Annotated in this window: 19 protein-coding genes and 2 pseudogenes; 8 read left to right on the plus strand and 13 right to left on the minus strand. The window is 70.3% G+C overall.

Going from position 1 to position 16,049, the window contains the following annotated elements; translation table 11 throughout:
• Positions 1-35: 35 nt before the first annotated feature.
• The 3 genes from ispF to ACQEV8_RS19865 form a co-directional block, all read right to left on the minus strand.
• A complete protein-coding gene (gene ispF / locus ACQEV8_RS19855) occupies positions 36-542 on the minus strand; it encodes a 2-C-methyl-D-erythritol 2,4-cyclodiphosphate synthase (protein ID WP_432962022.1) in 507 nt (168 codons plus the stop codon).
• Positions 532-1,296 carry a 2-C-methyl-D-erythritol 4-phosphate cytidylyltransferase gene (gene ispD, locus ACQEV8_RS19860; RefSeq protein ID WP_432962024.1) on the minus strand — a complete coding sequence of 255 codons (765 nt, stop codon included), beginning with the start codon at positions 1,294-1,296 and terminating at the stop codon, positions 532-534. Before ispD ends, ispF begins: the two co-directional genes overlap by 11 nt.
• Before the next feature lie 294 nt (positions 1,297-1,590).
• Positions 1,591-2,073, minus strand: a complete 483-nt coding sequence (locus ACQEV8_RS19865; RefSeq protein WP_003953493.1) for a CarD family transcriptional regulator — start codon at positions 2,071-2,073, stop codon at positions 1,591-1,593.
• A 599-nt stretch (positions 2,074-2,672) separates the two neighbouring features.
• Here ACQEV8_RS19865 and ACQEV8_RS19870 point away from each other — a divergent pair.
• Positions 2,673-3,377, plus strand: coding sequence for a DUF461 domain-containing protein (locus tag ACQEV8_RS19870; RefSeq protein WP_432962027.1), 705 nt, complete (start codon positions 2,673-2,675; stop codon positions 3,375-3,377).
• 72 nt (positions 3,378-3,449) lie between these two features.
• On the opposite strand, the gene ACQEV8_RS19875 is transcribed toward ACQEV8_RS19870, so the two are convergent.
• Both ACQEV8_RS19875 and ACQEV8_RS19880 read right to left on the minus strand, forming a co-directional pair.
• Entirely contained in the window at positions 3,450-4,130 is a 681-nt protein-coding gene (locus tag ACQEV8_RS19875) for a response regulator transcription factor (RefSeq protein WP_030243122.1), read from the minus strand.
• Positions 4,127-5,419, minus strand: a complete 1,293-nt coding sequence (locus ACQEV8_RS19880) for a sensor histidine kinase (RefSeq protein WP_432962029.1) — start codon at positions 5,417-5,419, stop codon at positions 4,127-4,129. The genes ACQEV8_RS19875 and ACQEV8_RS19880 overlap by 4 nt, the downstream gene beginning before the upstream one ends.
• A 287-nt stretch (positions 5,420-5,706) precedes the next feature.
• Here ACQEV8_RS19880 and phoU point away from each other — a divergent pair, with 287 nt between their 5' ends.
• The 3 genes from phoU (at position 5,707) to ACQEV8_RS19895 (ending at position 7,145) form a co-directional block, all read left to right on the plus strand.
• Positions 5,707-6,414 carry a phosphate signaling complex protein PhoU gene (gene phoU / locus ACQEV8_RS19885; protein ID WP_432962032.1) on the plus strand — a complete coding sequence of 236 codons (708 nt, stop codon included), beginning with the start codon at positions 5,707-5,709 and terminating at the stop codon, positions 6,412-6,414.
• A 152-nt stretch (positions 6,415-6,566) separates the two neighbouring features.
• A complete protein-coding gene (locus ACQEV8_RS19890) occupies positions 6,567-6,722 on the plus strand; it encodes a hypothetical protein (protein WP_184599362.1) in 156 nt (51 codons plus the stop codon).
• 171 nt (positions 6,723-6,893) lie between these two features.
• Positions 6,894-7,145, plus strand: coding sequence for an SCO4226 family nickel-binding protein (locus ACQEV8_RS19895; protein ID WP_432962035.1), 252 nt, complete (start codon positions 6,894-6,896; stop codon positions 7,143-7,145).
• A 21-nt stretch (positions 7,146-7,166) separates the two neighbouring features.
• Here the strand turns inward: ACQEV8_RS19895 and ACQEV8_RS19900 are convergent, their stop codons facing one another.
• Together ACQEV8_RS19900 and ACQEV8_RS19905 are read right to left on the minus strand one after the other, a co-directional pair.
• Positions 7,167-8,456, minus strand: coding sequence for a serine hydrolase domain-containing protein (locus ACQEV8_RS19900; RefSeq protein ID WP_432962038.1), 1,290 nt, complete (start codon positions 8,454-8,456; stop codon positions 7,167-7,169).
• Between the two features lie 57 nt (positions 8,457-8,513).
• Positions 8,514-9,824 carry an MDR family MFS transporter gene (locus ACQEV8_RS19905; protein ID WP_432962041.1) on the minus strand — a complete coding sequence of 437 codons (1,311 nt, stop codon included), beginning with the start codon at positions 9,822-9,824 and terminating at the stop codon, positions 8,514-8,516.
• A 162-nt stretch (positions 9,825-9,986) separates the two neighbouring features.
• Between ACQEV8_RS19905 and ACQEV8_RS19910 the strand changes: the two are divergent.
• Positions 9,987-10,747: pseudogene (locus ACQEV8_RS19910) on the plus strand (phosphoglyceromutase).
• Positions 10,748-10,840: 93 nt separating this feature from the next.
• On the opposite strand, the gene ACQEV8_RS19915 reads toward ACQEV8_RS19910, so the two are convergent.
• The 3 genes and pseudogenes from ACQEV8_RS19915 to ACQEV8_RS19925 all read right to left on the minus strand — a co-directional run bounded on the left by ACQEV8_RS19915 (position 10,841) and on the right by ACQEV8_RS19925 (position 11,902).
• Positions 10,841-11,173, minus strand: coding sequence for a DUF6415 family natural product biosynthesis protein (locus ACQEV8_RS19915; protein WP_432962044.1), 333 nt, complete (start codon positions 11,171-11,173; stop codon positions 10,841-10,843).
• Between the two features lie 52 nt (positions 11,174-11,225).
• Positions 11,226-11,372, minus strand: a pseudogene (locus ACQEV8_RS19920) (hypothetical protein); the annotation flags it as partial.
• A complete protein-coding gene (locus ACQEV8_RS19925) occupies positions 11,369-11,902 on the minus strand; it encodes a hypothetical protein (RefSeq protein ID WP_432962047.1) in 534 nt (177 codons plus the stop codon). The gene ACQEV8_RS19925 and the pseudogene ACQEV8_RS19920, both read right to left, overlap by 4 nt.
• A gap of 134 nt (positions 11,903-12,036) precedes the next feature.
• On the opposite strand from ACQEV8_RS19925, the gene ACQEV8_RS19930 reads away from it, so the two are divergent.
• A complete protein-coding gene (locus tag ACQEV8_RS19930) occupies positions 12,037-12,378 on the plus strand; it encodes a helix-turn-helix domain-containing protein (protein WP_432962049.1) in 342 nt (113 codons plus the stop codon).
• 100 nt (positions 12,379-12,478) lie between these two features.
• Complete coding sequence (locus ACQEV8_RS19935) at positions 12,479-12,916, plus strand: nuclear transport factor 2 family protein (protein WP_432962052.1); 438 nt, start codon at positions 12,479-12,481, stop codon at positions 12,914-12,916.
• 21 nt (positions 12,917-12,937) lie between these two features.
• On the opposite strand, the gene ACQEV8_RS19940 is transcribed toward ACQEV8_RS19935, so the two are convergent.
• From ACQEV8_RS19940 to ACQEV8_RS19950, 3 genes are all read right to left on the minus strand, one after another.
• Positions 12,938-13,942, minus strand: a complete 1,005-nt coding sequence (locus ACQEV8_RS19940; RefSeq protein WP_432962054.1) for a hypothetical protein — start codon at positions 13,940-13,942, stop codon at positions 12,938-12,940.
• A 56-nt stretch (positions 13,943-13,998) separates the two neighbouring features.
• On the minus strand, positions 13,999-14,691 hold the full coding sequence (locus tag ACQEV8_RS19945; protein WP_432962056.1) for a YqeB family protein: 693 nt from the start codon (positions 14,689-14,691) through the stop codon (positions 13,999-14,001).
• A 70-nt stretch (positions 14,692-14,761) separates the two neighbouring features.
• On the minus strand, positions 14,762-15,199 hold the full coding sequence (locus tag ACQEV8_RS19950; protein WP_432962058.1) for a DUF2000 family protein: 438 nt from the start codon (positions 15,197-15,199) through the stop codon (positions 14,762-14,764).
• Between the two features lie 49 nt (positions 15,200-15,248).
• Between ACQEV8_RS19950 and ACQEV8_RS19955 the strand changes: the two genes are divergently transcribed.
• Complete coding sequence (locus ACQEV8_RS19955; RefSeq protein ID WP_432962061.1) at positions 15,249-16,046, plus strand: AraC family transcriptional regulator; 798 nt, start codon at positions 15,249-15,251, stop codon at positions 16,044-16,046.
• Positions 16,047-16,049: the final 3 nt, after the last annotated feature.

Raw genomic sequence — 16,049 nt, forward strand, 5'->3', positions numbered from 1 at the left:
CGCGCGGTTCGCCGCGCCCTTGATGGTCGGACCGCTCATCCCCGCTTCACGACCAACGCCGTTGCCACCGCCATGAGGCCCTCGTCCCGTCCAGGGAAGCCCAGGCCGTCCGTCGTCGCCCCCGACACCGACACCGGCGCGCCCGCCGCCTCCGACAACAGCTTCTGCGCCTCGTCCCGCCGCTTTCCGATCTTCGGTCGGGGGCCCACCACCTGTACGGCGATGTTGCCGATGCGGAAGCCGGCCTCGCGGACGATGCGGGCGGCCTCCGTCAGCAGCGTGACTCCCGACGCGCCGGACCACTCCGGGCGGCCCGTGCCGAAGTGCCGGCCGAGGTCGCCCAGGCCCGCCGCGGAGAAGAGGGCGTTGCAGGCGGCGTGGGCGACGACGTCCGCGTCGGAGTGGCCTGCCAGGCCCGGGCCCTCGCCCTCCCACTTCAGGCCGGCGCACCACAGCTCGCGGCCTTCCTCGAAGGCGTGGATGTCGGTGCCGATGCCGACTTGGGGGAGCGGGGGCTCGTACCGGGACTCGTCAGAAGCCATCGTTGAGCCTCCTGCGGGCCAGGACCGCCTCCGCGAGGACCAGGTCGAGGGGCCGGGTGACCTTGAAGGCCTCCTCGTGGCCGGGCACGGCCACGACCGTGAGGCCGAGCTGCTCGACCATGCCGGCGTCATCGGTGACCTCGCCGGTCACCGTCTCGTGCGCCCGGACCAGCGTGGCCCGGTCGAAGCCCTGCGGGGTCTGCACGGCCCGCAGCAGCGCGCGCTCGGGCGTGGCGACGACCGGCTCCGGCTCGCCGGGGGCCCGCGCGGGCTCGACCTGCTTGACGGTGTCGGCGAGCGGCAGTGCCGGGACCACGGCCGGGGCACCGTCCCGTACGGCTTCGATCACGGCGTCGACGGTGTCCACCGGCACCAGCGGCCGGGCCGCGTCGTGCACCAGGACGATGTCGTGGCCGGACGGCAGCGCGTCCAGGCCGAGCTTCACGGACTCCTGGCGGGTCTGCCCGCCCGGGACGACGAGGAAGTCCGTCCGCTCGGGCAACGCGTGCGCGTCGAGCAGCGACCTGACCTCGGCGGCACCGTCGGGCGGGGCCACGACGACGACCAGGGAGACGGCACGGGAGGCGGCCAGCGCGCGGACCGCGTGGATGAGCATGGGAGTGCCGCTCAGCGCGCGGAGCGCCTTGGGGGCGCCCGGGCCGAGCCGTACACCGCGGCCGGCGGCCGGGATCACGGCCGCCGTACGGGCTGCCGCGGGGGCGGCCGGCGACGCAGGGCGTGATTCGTCAGACATCGGTTCCTGTCAGGTTTGTGTTCTGGCCTGGCGTGGGTATGGCCTGGAGGAGTGCCGGGCGCGACGCGCTCGACCGGACCCTTCCGTGACGCTGGTCGAGCCGGCTGCCCGGGCCCGGCACGCCAAACAACCGGGGCGTGAGTGATAACACATCCCGGGGTGACGGTGCACCGGCATCCGAGTACGGACATGCCGCAGCGCCCGGCGACAGGAAATTCGTCATCGGGCACCGCGGCATTTCGATGTGCAGCGTTGATCAAGCATCAAGCAGAGTGCTGATCGACGGGCTTCGCCTCAGGAGGCGAGCACCTCGTCGAGCAGGGCCTCGGCCTTGTCCTCGTTGGTGTTCTCCGCGAGGGCGAGTTCGCTCACCAGAATCTGGCGGGCCTTGGCGAGCATGCGCTTCTCGCCTGCGGAGAGTCCGCGCTCGCGCTCACGACGCCACAGGTCACGCACGACTTCCGCGACCTTGATGACATCGCCGGAGGCGAGCTTCTCCAGGTTTGCCTTGTATCGACGGGACCAGTTCGTGGGCTCCTCGGCATACGGCGCGCGCAGCACCTCGAAGACCCGGTCCAGCCCGTCCTGACCGACCACATCACGCACGCCGACGAACTCCGCATTGTCCGCTGGCACACGTACCGTCAGGTCGCCCTGGGCGACCTTCAGCACCAAGTAGGTCTTGTCCACGCCTTTGATCTGGCGAGTTTCGATAGCCTCGATCAGCGCGGCCCCGTGATGGGGATAGACCACGGTGTCGCCAACCTTGAACGTCATGTGACAGGTACCCCTTCCGTGGCTATCCAGGGTAACACGGAAACTGCGGGTTCTGAATGGCGTTTTCGCAGGTCAGGGCATATCTCGGGGCTTGACAAGTCCGACAGGAACGTGCTTCGCCCAGGGGATGGAAGAAGGTATTCGCAGGTGGGAGCGGCTGTCCGGGGGAGCGAAACGCGTACGTTACACGTATCCGAAGCCCCCTCCAGACGGCCGAACATCCCGATATGTCCCGTTCCGTATGATCGACTTCCGCTACTCCGTTCGGTGGCCCGAGCGGGGTTCCGGTCGAATCCGGAATTGATCACGAGGCCTCCGGGCAGGCCGCCGGTGATCAATTCCGGGGCGGTCCGCGCATTCCTTCACGGAAGTTTTGCGGTACCGCCCGGGACTCTTATGTGAATGCCGGACGAGCACTCCGCCAATGTGACCCAGGAGTCACATGTGATGCAGGAGTCAGTTGTGACACAGGTGCGATCAGAGGTGCCGGGGGGTCGGGTGCGGCCGCGCCGGAACGGCTCGGTAACCTGAGGCCTGCTGACACACACTTAGGGCGGCTTTATCGGCCGCCCTGCTCGAGTCAAGGAGTTGCCGCCGCCGTGAGCAGCAGCCTTCGACGTGGCGCCCTCGCCGCTGCCGCCGTCGCGTTCTCGATCGCCTCGCTCGCCGCGTGCGGCGCCGGCAACAGCGCCCAGACACTGGAGATCAAGCCGGACAACGCGGCGACCAGCGTGGGCGACATCAAGGTCCAGAACGCCATCGTGATCACCCAGCCCGACCTGGAGTCGACCGGTCCGGCCGCGATCTCCGCGACCTTCTTCAACTCCGGCAAGACCGCTGAGACGCTGGAGTCCATCACCCTCCCCGGCACCGGCAAGACCGCCGAGCTCAAGCCCGCCAAGGGCGGCAGCCTCAGCATCCCGGCCGGCGGCTCGCTGATCCTGGGCGGCAAGGGCAACGCCACGGCCAGCCTGCCGAGCAGCCGCGAGGCCGTGCAGGACGGCAACGCCCAGAAGGTCACCTTCACCTTCAGCAAGACCGGTGCCGTGAGCCTGCGCGCGTTCGTCGTCCCCGCCGAGCACTACTTCACCGAGTGGGGCCCGTCCGAGGTGCCGGCCGCGCCGGGCGCGTCGGGCACCCCGTCCGGTTCACCGTCGGGTTCACCGGCCGAGGGCGAGTCCGGCTCGCCGGCCGGCACGGAGAACCCCGCGGGTGGCGAGACGCCGGGCGGCCACGAGTCGCCGGCGACGCCGACCGACGCGGCCTCCGGGAGCGCCACGGCCGGTGCGGGCGCCGGGCACTGATCGTCGTACGACAAGGGCGGGGCCTCTCGAAGGAGAGGCCCCGCCCTTTCGCTGCTGTCTTACGCGGCCGGTCTACGGCTCGAACTTGTAGCCAAGGCCTCGGACCGTCACCAGGTAGCGCGGGGCGCCCGGGTCCGGCTCGATCTTGGCGCGCAGGCGCTTGACGTGGACGTCGAGGGTCTTGGTGTCACCGACGTAGTCGGCGCCCCAGACCCGGTCGATGAGCTGCATCCGGGTCAGTACGCGCCCGGCGTTGCGCAGCAGCATCTCCAGCAGGTCGAACTCCTTCAGCGGGAGGTCGATCTTGGTGCCGCCGACGGTGACCACGTGCCGGTCGACGTCCATACGGACCGGGCCGGCCTCCAGTGCGGCGGGGGTCACCTCCTCGGGCTCGCCGCGGCGGCGCAGGACGGCCCGGATACGGGCGACCAGCTCGCGCGAGGAGAAGGGCTTGGTGACGTAGTCGTCGGCTCCTATCTCCAGGCCTACGACCTTGTCGATCTCGCTGTCCTTGGCGGTCACCATGATGACGGGGACATTGGAGCGGCCGCGCAGCTGGCGGCACACCTCGGTGCCCGGCAGGCCGGGCAGCATCAGGTCGAGGAGGACGAGGTCGGCGCCGTTGCGCTCGAACTCGTCGAGTCCGTCGGGGCCCGTGGTCGCGACCGCGACCTCGAAGCCCTCCTTGCGGAGCATGTACGACAGGGCGTCGGAGAAGGACTCCTCGTCCTCGACGACGAGCACTCGGGTCACGGAAGGACCTCCGGGGCGGGAAGCGTTTCGTACGCGGTTGATTCGGGGGATGTGGGGGTGGACCGCCCGGCCTCCTCGTCGAGGCCCGCGCCTCCTGCGCGTATCTCTCGGGCGGGCTGCTGATGTGCGCGGTCGCGGGCCGCACCGGCCTCCGGCAACCGCAGGGTGAAGGTGGAGCCCTGGTTCTCGGCGCTCCACACGGAGACCTCCCCGCCGTGCGAGGCGGCCACGTGCTTCACGATCGCCAGCCCCAGTCCCGTACCACCGGTGGCACGGGAGCGAGCGGGGTCGACGCGGTAGAAGCGCTCGAAGATGCGCTCCTTGTCCTTGTCGGAGATGCCGATGCCCTGGTCGGTGACGGCGATCTCGATGTGTTCCCCGCCCGACGCGTTGACCCTGCGAGCGGCTATGCCGACGCGGGTGCGGGCGGGAGAGTAGTTGACCGCGTTCTCGACGAGGTTGCCGAGCGCGGCGGCGAGCTGGCCGCGGTTTCCCCATACGTGCAGGTCGGCGGTACCTCCGGCGGCCATGGTGATCTGTTTGCTGCCGGCCTGGTGCCGGCAGCGGTCGACGGCCTCGGCGACGAGTTCGTCGACGCGGACCGGCTCGGCGTCCTCCAGCGGGTCGTCGTTCTGCACCCGGGAGAGGTCGATGAGCTCCTGCACCAGGCTGGTCAGCCGGGTCGCCTCGATCTGCATGCGTCCGGCGAACCGCTCCACGGCCTCGGGGTCGTCGGAGGCGTCCATGACGGCCTCGGAGAGCAGCGAGAGGGCGCCGACCGGGGTCTTCAGCTCGTGGCTCACGTTGGCGACGAAGTCTCGCCGGACCGCCTCGATGCGGCGGGCCTCGGTGAGGTCCTCGACGAGCAGCAGCACCAGCCGGGAGCCGAGCGGCGCGACCCGCGCGGAGACGGCCAGGGCCTCACCGCGTCCGGTACCGCGCCGCGGCAGGTCCAGCTCCACCTGGCGTATCTCCCCGTCGCGCCGGGTGTCCCGCGCCATCTGCAACATCGGCTCGACGGCGAGCTTGCCGCCGCGGACCAGCCCGAGGGCGTACGCCGCCGAGCTCGCCTTGACCACGGCGTCCGCCTCGTCGAGCACGACGGCGGAGGACCTGAGGACCGACAGGACGGTGTCCACGCCCGGCGGAAGCACCGGGTCCGTGTGCAGGGAGGTACGGGTGGGGCGCTTCTGCTCGCGCTCGCTCCACCGGAACGCCAGCACGGCGATGACACCGGTGAGCACCCCGGCGATCGCGGCCACTGCGGCGACCGCCGCGTTCACGTCCATGCACCCAGGTTAGGCATGGCTCGGGCACGGGCCACAGCCGTCGGACTGCGACCTCGAACACTCGTCGCCCAGAGTTCACCTTGGAGCCAGTATTGGTTCATTTGGGATGACGGAAACGGACGCGTGGAGGCCGGAACGTGGGAGCGTGGGGTTCGGACCGTTGGTAATACGACGGTCGTACCGCCGGTTGTTCGGTGGGTGGGCCCTGGCTCGATGGGTGGGCCCTGGCTCGTTCGGTGGGCCACGGCCCTCGAACCCCCGACACAGACGCACGAGAGGGAAGCCTGATGCGGGACGCGTACCACGAGGAACTGGACTCGATCAGCGACAGTCTGGTGGAAATGGCCCGGCTGGTCGGATCGGCGATCGGGCGCGCCACCACCGCCATGCTCGACTCCGACCTGAAGCTGGCCGAGGCCGTCATCGAGGCCGATCAGAAGGTCGACGAGCTCCAGCACGACCTGGAGGCCCGGGCCATAGCCCTGCTGGCACGCCAGCAGCCGGTGGCGACGGACCTGCGCATCGTCGTCACGTCGCTGCGGATGTCGGCCGACCTGGAGCGCTCGGGCGACCTCGCCCAGCACGTCGCGAAGCTCGCGCGCCTGCGCTATCCGAACCGCGCGGTCCCGAGCGACCTGCACGCCACCATCCTGGAGATGGGCCAGCTCGCGCAGCGCCTGATGGCCAAGGCCGCCGAGGTCATCGTCACCAAGGACGTCGACCTGGCGCTCCAGCTGGAGCAGGACGACGACGAGATGGACCTGCTGCACCGCACCCTCTTCCAGCACCTGATGGACGACCGCTGGAAGCACGGCATCGAGACGGCCGTGGATGTCACGCTGCTGGGCCGTTACTACGAGCGGTTCGCCGACCACGCGGTCTCGGTCGCCAAGCGCGTGGTGTACCTGGTGACGGGTGAGCACGCCGACGAGCTCCAGACGGATGTGCAGCCGGAGATCCAGCAGGCGGTGGCCACGGAGACGGAGAGCGCCTGAGTGGGTCGTGTGGCCTAGGGGCCGGGCCGGCTGAGGCCGGCTGAGGGGCGGGCCAGGGGCGACCGGGGCGCGCGGAAGCCTCAGTGCGCCGTTGATGCGCCCAGCGGAACGGGCATCCAATGGGCACAGGCACCAGCCTCGAGGAGGAACCCATGGCCGATTCCCCCAGCACCACGCCCGATCCCACGCAGGAGCGCGAGACCGAGCAGCCCGCCGAGATCAGGAACCTGACCCTGATCGCCGCGTGCGGCTGCGGCTCGGGCTGCGGCTGCGGGTGCCAGTCGGGCAGCCCCTGCCAGTGCGGCTGAATTCTGTAGGGCCCCGGTGGTTCGCCTCCGGGGCCCTACGGCGTTTCCGGGTCCCTACGGCGTTGTGGTCGCGGTCGCCTGCGTGCTCGTACGGGCGGAGCATGGACGTAGGGGGAAGGCCGGTCGCGTCAAAGGACGGCCCGGCCGCGTAGTGGGAAGGAGGCGCGAGTCATGGCGAAGTTCATGGACGTCCACCACAGCATGAAGGGCATCACGGAAGAGCAGCTGCGCGAGGCCCACAACGCGGACCTCGCCATCGAGGGCGAGGAGCGTGTCCACTTCGAGAGTGCCTGGGCGGACCCGGAGTCCGGCCTGGTCTACTGCCTCTCCGAGGCGCCCTCGGCCGAAGCCATCCAGCGCGTTCACGAGCGCGCCGGGCACAAGGCCGACGAGATTCACCCGGTGCCGCTGTCGATCCAGTGAGCTGAGCGGCCGCACGGTCGCTCACGGGGCGCTCCGGCAGAACTCGGTCTCGACCGCGGCGTCCTCCAGTCGCTGCTCGCCCCAGTCACCGTTGCGGTTCATGGTCATGACCTGCCGGCCGTCCGACGAGGCGAGGGTCCGGGTCGCGGAGCCGGGGATCATGCCGCCGTGGCCCCATGCCCAGCAGCCCTCCGCGAGCTTGAAGTGCCGCAGGCCGAGTCCGTAGACGTCCTCGGGACCACCGTGTCCCTTGTCCCCGTCGACGGGGACGGCGTCGAGCAGTTGCCGCTGCTGGGCGGGCGGCAGCAGCTCACCGGCGAGCAGCCTGGACAGGAAGGTGTTCACATCGCCGACCGTCGAGATCATCTGCCCCGCGGAGTAGGCGACCGTCGGGCTGAACTCGGTCACGTCGCGCACCTCCACCTCCGGTCCGTCCTCGAAGAGCGTGGAGTAGTGCCGAGCGTGGGGTGAGGGCAGCCGGGGCGAGGCGCCGGGCACGCTCGTGCCGCGCAGGCCGAGGGGCCGTATGACGAGGCGCTCGACCTCGTGCCCGTAACTGCGGCCGGTGGCCTTCTCCACGATCATGCCGGCGAGGACGTAGTTGGTGTCCGAGTAGTCCCACTTGCCGGGGCGGCCGGGCCTGCTGCCCTGCTCCGGCTGGAAGTTCGGCGGGTGGGCGAGGGCGATGTCCACCAGGTCCTTTGGGGACCACCTGACGTGCCGGTTGCGGTCGAACTCGTCGCCCGCGTACTTGGCCCGGAAGCCCTCGTCCATGTTGTAGTCGAAGATCCCGCTCGTGTGGTTGAGCAGGTGCCGCACGGTGATGTGCCGGGGCCGGTACCCCTTGCCGTGCACCACCCCCGGCAGCCACGTGGCCACGCTGTCGTCCAGCGACAGCTTCCCCTCGGCTTCGAGCCTCAGGAGCACCGTGGCGGTGAAGGTCTTGGTCACGCTGGCGATACGGAACCTCTCGTGCGTGCTCCGCGGCCGCTCGGAACTGAGCTTTCGGACACCGGCCCTGCCGTCCCACACGCCGTGCCGGTCACGCACCTGGGCGATGACGCCGGGGGTGCCCTGGGCGACGATCTCGTTCAGGACGGCCTGGGTCCTGTGATGTGCGGCCTGGATCTTGTGATGTGCCGCCTGGGTCTTGTGATGTGCCGCCTGGCCCTTCGCCGGTAATCGGGGCGGAGGGGGGTGGGAGGGACCGGCCAGGGCGGTGCCGGCGACGGCGAGCACGGCTAGGCCGACGAGGGCGGTGAGGGCGTTGAGGAGGAGACGCGACGACTTCTGCTGTCCGTGGTGGGCCATGGGAACAGCTCATCAAGCGCCGTAGCCGCAGACCATCGGGAACATCCCGGAACGGGATCAGGGGCCGGAGGCGGAACCCTCCGGGACCTGCCCTAGGGACTCCGCAGCGGGCTTGGCCTGCTTCTCCTCGGTCGTCTCGTCCGGCAGCCTCCGCATCAGCACCCCGTACCCCAGCCCGGCCACCGTCCCGACCACCGCGCACAGCCCCCACAGCCACTCCGCCCCGACCCGGTCGATGACGAAGCCGGAGAGCAGTGGGGCGACGAGGCCGGCGACGGACCAGGACATCGTGTACATGCCCTGGTAGCGGCCGCGTCCGTGCAGCGGGGAGAGCCTGACTACGAGGCCGGTCTGCGTCGGGGCGTTGACGATCTCGGCCAGCGTCCACACGCACACCGTCAGGGCGATGACGCCGACCGACCCGGCGAAGGCGGTGAGCGCGAAGCCGTACCCCGCGAGGAGCGAGGAGAGGACGAGCAGCCGACGGGGGTCGCGGTGCTCGATGAACCGGGTGACGGGGATCTGGAGGACGACGATCAGTACGCCGTTGACGGCGATCGCCGCGCCGTACTCGACCGGAGTGAACCCGGCCTCACCCATCGCCACGGGCAGCCCCACCGCCCCCTGCTGGAAGATCAGCGCGACGAGGAAGGACAGCCCGACGACGCTCATGAAGCGCCCGTCGCGCAGCACGGTGCCGAGGCTGACGGACTCGTCCCGGACCGCCTTCGCGCTCGCCGTCCCGGCCGGATTCGCACCCGCCGTCCCGGCCGGCTTCGATTCCGGCAGCCGCAGGAAGACGAGGATCGCGCAGGCCATCGTCATACCGGCCTCGATGAGGAACCCGGCGCGGTAGCTGACCTCGGCGATGAACCCCGCGGCCATGGAGGAGACGGCGAAACCGAGGTTGATGGCCCAATAGTTCAAGGAGAAGGCGCGGATCCGGTCCTCGGGCCGCACGATGTCCGCCATCATCGCCTGCACGGCCGGCCGGGAGGCGTTGCTCGCCATGCCGACGAGGAAGGCGACACCGGCGATCGCGACCGGGTCGCGCACGAACCCCAGGAGCGCCACGGACCCGGCGGTCGAGGCCTGCGCGATGAGCAGCGTCGGCCGCCGGCCCAGCCGGTCGGTCATCACCCCGCCGCCCAGCGAGGAGATCACCCCGCCGAGCCCGTGCAGGGCGGCGACCAGACCGGCGTATGTGGCGGAGTAGCCGCGGTCGAGCGTCAGATACAGCGCCATGAAGGTGGCGACGAAGGCACCGAGCCGGTTGACGAGGGTGCTGGTCCACAGCCACCAGAACTCGCGGGGCAGCCCCGAGACGGTCTCCTGGACGGCACGTCTGGCGCGGGCGGCGTACGGCATGGACTCCCCCGGAGGTATGTGGCCGCGCGTAAGTGGCGCATGCGGGAGTCACAAATTACGAGCGGCGGCTTGACGGCGGCCACTCAATTAACGGATCCGGTCAAGCGTCCGCCTGCCGGGCAGCCACGCGAACGGGCGAATGCGTGGATTACGCTCTGGGGCATGGCCGACGCACCGTACAAGCTGATCCTCCTCCGCCACGGCGAGAGCGAGTGGAACGAGAAGAACCTGTTCACCGGCTGGGTGGACGTCAACCTCACCGCGAAGGGCGAGAAGGAGGCGACGCGCGGCGGCGAGCTGCTCAAGGACGCCGGCCTGCTCCCCGACGTCGTGCACACGTCCCTCCAGAAGCGCGCCATCCGCACGGCGCAGCTCTCCCTGGAGTCCGCCGACCGCCTCTGGATCCCGGTCCACCGCAGCTGGCGCCTGAACGAGCGCCACTACGGCGCCCTGCAGGGCAAGGACAAGGCGCAGACGCTCGCCGAGTTCGGCGAGGAGCAGTTCATGCTGTGGCGCCGGTCCTACGACACCCCGCCCCCGGCGCTGGACGTCGACGCCGAGTACTCCCAGTTCTCCGACCCGCGCTACGCGACTCTCCCGCCGGAGCTGCGCCCGCAGACGGAGTGCCTCAAGGACGTCGTCAACCGCATGCTCCCGTACTGGTTCGACTCGATCGTCCCTGACCTGCTGGCGGGCGAGACGGTCCTGGTCGCGGCCCACGGAAACTCGCTGCGCGCCCTGGTCAAGCACCTCGACGGCATCTCCGACGAGAACATCGCGGGCCTCAACATCCCGACGGGCATCCCGCTGTCCTACGACCTCGACGCGGACTTCAAGCCGGTGAAGCCGGGGGTACGTACCTGGACCCTGAGGCGGCTGCGGCGGCTATCGAGGCGGTCAAGAACCAGGGCAAGAAGAAGTAAGCCGATTCCAGTGAGCCCCCGTCCTGCGGTTTCTTCGCGGGGCGGGGCTTACTGGTGGGGGTGGTCATCCGTCCATCCCTGGGCCGTCAGAGGTCACTCCCGAGGGCAGGGCCGCGCCGCCTGCCGGTACTCCTCGTAGAGCCGGTCACCGGTCGCGCAGCTGCCGAGGGCCTCGCCGTTGTCATCCATGGTCCGGCAGTCCGGGCACTCGGGGCAGTGCAGCAGCATCCGCAGGTATGCGGCTCGCTCGGGGGCGTTCGGGCACTGATGGTCCTCGTCCTCGTAGTGGTCGCAAAGGGTGCGGACGGAACGGGCGAGGCGTTGCGCGTGGGCGGTCCGGGCCTGGGCGGAGGGATTGAGGCCGGGCTGGGCGCTCAACCGCAGCCGGGCTTCGCCGACGCAGAAGAGCGCACAGACCCTCGCCACACTGTCCTCCGGGCAGGGCCAGCGCCGCCGTCTCGACCTCACGGACGGCGAGCACGAGATGTCCGTGCAGCTGGAGCGTGAGCGTCTCCAGCCTGTCCGGCGGCGGCGCCTCGGTGTCCCTCGCGAGGAACCGGTCCGCGCCGGCGCGCATGGTCTCGAGGTCCAGCGGGGGCGCGGCCTTGCCGGCGGGCGCGGTCATGACTCGTCCTCCTCGACCGGGTGGCGGCCCGCCATCGCGAGAGCCAGCACATCGACTGCCATGCCCAGCCGACCCGGCCGGAGGAGGGGCACAGCCCAGTAGGACGCCCGCGTCTGCTCATCGAGTTCGGTGCGGTCGGCTCGCGGCACTCCGAGGTACGTGCCCTCGCCCAGGCACTCCGCGACCGGCGCGCACCACATCTGTGCGGTGCCGGGCGGTACGAGGGCGTAGAAGCGGCGGAAGCCCGGATCGTGAATGACCGGGGCACCACTGAGGCACCGGGCCAGCCGATCGCTCACCGTGTCCCGATCGGCGCTCGCGACCGCCCGATGCACGACCCGCTCCGGCAGACGAACCGCCTCGAAGACCCGCCCCAACGGAATCACGGCGAGCTTCGCGGCACCGCTCCACTCTCCACGTGCGGTGTCCGGTGACGGATGGGCCGATGCCAGCCACCGCTCGACCGTCCCGCAGTCCGGCGCACTCGCCGGGGATGGGCAGGAGACCCCCGGAAACCTAATCTCTGTCATGTCGGCGCTCCTCAACAGCGTTGGCCACGCCCGGGACCGGTCGCACGGTCGCCGGGGTCCTTGCAGGAAGACCCTTGCGCCAAGCGCCGATTGCTCCCATCCCAAACCCCATAGGAGCGCCCTATATTGGAGCTATGGGGGACTTCCGCACGGACCTCTGGTCCCATCCCGCACTCGCCTCAGCGGTCACCGAGGATGACTGGGGCCAGGTCTTCCACACCTACCGCAAGCTCACCGGCCTGAGCCAGACCAAGCTCGGTGAACTCGTCGGCCTGGTCCAGCCCGACGTCTCCGACATCGAACGCGGACGACGCCGAGTGACCTCGCTCGAAGTACGGCAGCGCATTACGGCCGGGCTCGATATCCCACCGTTCCTGCACACTCCGGGGGAGCGACCGAAGACGGCACCGGTGCCCGCGCTCTCCCTCACCGGCCCCGGCCCGGACGAGGACCTCCTGGCCCGTACGGTGCCTTGACCTCGGCGCGCGGTTCATGACCCCTCAGGTAATCGACCGTTGTCCTCTCCCTCGGCAGGATCGGACACGTCCGTAACGCAGGTGTCGTGAGGAGAGCGCCATGTTCGTCAAGTCCAGCCCCGTGAACCCGACTTCCGCCGAATCCACCCGAGCCGTCGTCGAGGAGTTCCTCGCCGCCCGGCTCGCCGGGGACACCGGGCGGCTGACCGAGATCTTCGCCGACGAAGTCGACTGGGTGCTCGCCGAGAATCCCGCTGTGCCGTGGATACGGCCCCGGTCCACCGCCGCCGAATGTGCCTCGCAGGGCGCGGAGTTGATGGAGTACACCGTGCCCGAGGATGCCCGAGCCTCTGTCGACGCGATGCTCGTGGACGGCGCCGATGCCGTACTGACGGGGCATGTGTCGGGGACCGTACGGGCGACGGGGAAGTCCTTCGAGGGGCCGTTCGCGCTGCGGCTCACCGTTGAGGACGGGCGGATCACGCTGCACCACCTCTACGAGAACAGCCTGTCGATCGCCGAGGCCTGCACCCCGTGACCAAGGCCCCGAACAGCACGCCTAGCCCTGGGCCAGGACGTTCGTGGACTCCGCGTCGAGGGAGACTCCCGAGGGGTTGTCCGGGTCGGAGGGCCACCATGGGGCCGAGACCGCTGCGGACAGGGCCGCGGCGAGGTCGCCGGTGTTCTTAGACGTGGCTCCGGTCGGCAGAGCGATGCGGATGCGGACCGTGCGGGATTCGCCGGGCACAAGGGCGAACTCGTCCGTCTCGACGTGCGCCCGGCCCGTCAGGTCGGTCCAGCGGCCCCCCTGGTCGATCGACCAATGCAGGCGGCTGACCGACCGGCCGGCCGCGCCGGGGCTCAGGGTGATCGCGATGCGCAGGCCGGAGCGTGTGCGCTTGCCCGCCTCGTTGCGCACCCGCACCTCCCAGTCCACAGGTGGACCATCTTCGGTCGCCCTGAGCAGTTGCGGAACCTCGATGGCGAGGTGAGTGGGATCCACCGGAAGACGCACACGTGACGCGGACGCCGCCGGGTGGGTATCCGGAACCCAGCCTTTCCGGACCAGGGCCAGCTGCGCGGCGATGGAGTCGGCCACGGCAGGGACCTGTCCGTCCACGTAGCTGCGCCGCTGATCGGCGGTGAAGATCCGGAACTCGATCTGCTTCCGCGCCTCGCCGCGGTGCGAGAGCGGCAGCACGGCCGCGAACTCCCCGTCGTCGTCCTGCTCGTTGGTCCACTGGAGCGGCACATCGCGCCACGTTCCGTCTTCGCGGATCTGGAGCCTGTCGGCGACCGTGCCGATGTAGAGCACCAATACGCGCCGTGCTGCCTGCGCCTCGGTGAGGCCGGCGACAGAGACGCGGAAGGGGAGCGGCGGGCCACCGGGGACCAGCGCGCGACCGCCGTCCGTACCGACGTGGATGGCCGGGCGAGGTGCCGATGCGGCCGGGGAGTGTCCCCGGTCCGGCGCCGCGTCCTGGCTCCGTCCCGCGCAGCCAGCAACCGCCGCCGTGGCGACGAAGAGTACGAGCGGGACACGTAAGCCGGGTATGCGGGTCACGGGCATTCCTCCCGCGGCGGATTTTATCGCTGCTAGGGCCCCCGGGCGCCTGCGCGTCAGCTCCGTCGCGCCGGCCGCCAGTACTGCCGCTTCTCCTCGTCCCGTACGACCACGCCGAGCCGGAGGAGTTCACCGCGCAGCTCCCGGGCGTCGTCGGCGTCTTCCGAGTTCTTGCGGGCCTGCGCGCGTGCTCTGAGCAGGGCGTCGGCACCCTCGGGCAGGCCCGGCGTGCCGGGGACCCAGCGGCGGTAGTCGGCGCGGTGCGGGTCCTCTTCCGCCCAGGGGTAGCCGTGTGCCGCGAGGGTCCCGGTCAGTCGGGGCCAGGGCAGGCCGCAGTGCTCCCGGGCCAGTTCCATACCGTCCGGGGCCAGCGCCACCAGGTGCTTTCCGTCCCTGAACAGCACCGCGATCTCCTCGCGGGCGAACTCCCGCGTGCTCTCCCTGATGGTGAGGGTCAGATGTGTGGCGGAGATGCTCACCGACAGGGACTCATGCACGGCGGTGAAGCCCAGCAGCAGGCCGGCGAGTGCGCCCACCGCGACCGTGCCGAGGGTGAGGGCGGGTTCCGGGATCGAGGTGAGGAGTTCGGCCGGGCCCTCCAGCGGTGCCCACGGGAGCGTCAGCAACCAGCGGGCGAGGAGAGGGAGCAGGGCGCCCGCGGCGGCACCGCAGCCGACGCAGAAGAGCACGATGACCCATGTCGATTCCGCGAGTTCGACTCCCCTGCGGACCTTCTTGGCTTCCTCCATGAGACAGAGTCTCGGGACGGGCCGTCCGTCCTGTCATCAGCCGTTGGTCTATGTGCCTCCGACTTTGGTCTCACGGATGCATCCGGGCGCCCTTCACCACCTTGTCCACCGCGTTCTTCGGGCCGTGGACCAAGAGGCCGACCAGGTCCAGGTCCGCTGTCGGCACCGCTCGCACCGCCGCGCGGTTGTCGCGGTCGTTGCCCGTCGCGAACAGGTCGGACGTGAAGATCGCGCGAGGGAGGGAGCGGGACAGGGCCCTGGTGTGGGCCGTGGTCAGGGTTTCCTTCGTGGCCTCGAAGACCATGACCGGCTGGCGGAACATGGGGAGGTAGGGCACGCCGTCCGCGTCCTCGTACGGTTCGCCGATCACCTCGGCCAGTTGCGTTCCCAGGCCGCTGACCAGGAACGATGTGACGTTCAGGCGCTGCCACTGCTCCAGGTCCTCGCGCAGCAGCACGGCGATCTTCGTGTCGAAGCGGATCGGCTCCGGGGATGGTTCGGTGTTCATGATCTGAACGTGCCCGCCGGACCCCGACCGCGTCTTGTACGTTCTTTGCATGGCCTCACAGCCCGCCCGGATCGTCTCCGCCTGGCGGCCCGGCGTACCGGGTGTCGTCGAGGTCTTCCACGCGCGGTTCACCGAGTACGCGTATCCGATGCACGTCCACGAGGCCTGGACGCTGCTGATCGTCGACACCGGTGCCGTGCGGTACGACCTCGACCGGCACGAGCACGGCACGCCGCACGACACCGTGTCGCTGCTGCCGCCGCATGTGCCGCACAACGGCTCCCCCGTCACCGCGGAGGGGTTCCGCAAGCGGGTGCTGTACCTCGACGGGACGTATCTCGGGGACGAGCTCATCGGGGCCGCCGTCGACCGGCCCGACCTGCGCGACCCTCTGTTGCGGCGGCGCGTCGGGCAGTTGCACGGCACGCTGACGCGGCCCGGTGAGGAGCTGGAGGCCGAGAGCAGGCTGATGTTCGTCGGGGAGCGGTTGCGCGGTCATCTGCGGGGCGACCTCGCCGCATCCCGGCCGGCCGATCCCGTGCTCGCGCGGCGGCTGCGCGAGTTGCTGGACGAGCGGGTCGCCGGGGGGATCGGGCTCAAGGAGGCGGCCGGGCTCGTCGGCGCCCATCCGGCCCATCTCGTACGGGCGTTCAGTGCCGCCTACGGCATCGCCCCGCACCAGTACCTGACGTCCCTGCGTGTGGGCCGCGCCCGGCGACTGCTGCTGGAGGGACAGACGCCGAGTGAGGTGGCGGTGGCGACCGGGTTCTACGACCAGTCGCACCTCACCCGGCACTTCCGGAGGCTGGTGGGGGTACCGCCCGGGCGGTACCGAGCGGCGCCCTGAGGG

Origin of the sequence: Streptomyces sp. CA-179760 (assembly GCF_050937045.1) — a bacterium.
Lineage (GTDB): Bacteria > Actinomycetota > Actinomycetes > Streptomycetales > Streptomycetaceae > Streptomyces.

What these genes read in the sequence shown, in the direction of transcription:
- ACQEV8_RS19935 (WP_432962052.1), top strand. Translation starts at nt 12,479, where the DNA reads ATGTTCGTCAAGTCCAGCCCCGTGAACCCGACTTCCGCCGAATCCACC.
- ACQEV8_RS19945 (WP_432962056.1), bottom strand. Translation starts at nt 14,691, where the DNA reads ATGGAGGAAGCCAAGAAGGTCCGCAGGGGAGTCGAACTCGCGGAATCG.
- ACQEV8_RS19950 (WP_432962058.1), bottom strand. Translation starts at nt 15,199, where the DNA reads ATGAACACCGAACCATCCCCGGAGCCGATCCGCTTCGACACGAAGATC.
- ACQEV8_RS19880 (WP_432962029.1), bottom strand. Translation starts at nt 5,419, where the DNA reads ATGGACGTGAACGCGGCGGTCGCCGCAGTGGCCGCGATCGCCGGGGTG.
- ACQEV8_RS19925 (WP_432962047.1), bottom strand. Translation starts at nt 11,902, where the DNA reads ATGACAGAGATTAGGTTTCCGGGGGTCTCCTGCCCATCCCCGGCGAGT.
- phoU (WP_432962032.1), top strand. Translation starts at nt 5,707, where the DNA reads ATGCGGGACGCGTACCACGAGGAACTGGACTCGATCAGCGACAGTCTG.
- ACQEV8_RS19905 (WP_432962041.1), bottom strand. Translation starts at nt 9,824, where the DNA reads ATGCCGTACGCCGCCCGCGCCAGACGTGCCGTCCAGGAGACCGTCTCG.
- ACQEV8_RS19890 (WP_184599362.1), top strand. Translation starts at nt 6,567, where the DNA reads ATGGCCGATTCCCCCAGCACCACGCCCGATCCCACGCAGGAGCGCGAG.
- ACQEV8_RS19955 (WP_432962061.1), top strand. Translation starts at nt 15,249, where the DNA reads ATGGCCTCACAGCCCGCCCGGATCGTCTCCGCCTGGCGGCCCGGCGTA.
- ispF (WP_432962022.1), bottom strand. Translation starts at nt 542, where the DNA reads ATGGCTTCTGACGAGTCCCGGTACGAGCCCCCGCTCCCCCAAGTCGGC.
- ACQEV8_RS19930 (WP_432962049.1), top strand. Translation starts at nt 12,037, where the DNA reads ATGGGGGACTTCCGCACGGACCTCTGGTCCCATCCCGCACTCGCCTCA.
- ACQEV8_RS19895 (WP_432962035.1), top strand. Translation starts at nt 6,894, where the DNA reads ATGGCGAAGTTCATGGACGTCCACCACAGCATGAAGGGCATCACGGAA.
- ispD (WP_432962024.1), bottom strand. Translation starts at nt 1,296, where the DNA reads ATGTCTGACGAATCACGCCCTGCGTCGCCGGCCGCCCCCGCGGCAGCC.
- ACQEV8_RS19900 (WP_432962038.1), bottom strand. Translation starts at nt 8,456, where the DNA reads ATGGCCCACCACGGACAGCAGAAGTCGTCGCGTCTCCTCCTCAACGCC.
- ACQEV8_RS19865 (WP_003953493.1), bottom strand. Translation starts at nt 2,073, where the DNA reads ATGACGTTCAAGGTTGGCGACACCGTGGTCTATCCCCATCACGGGGCC.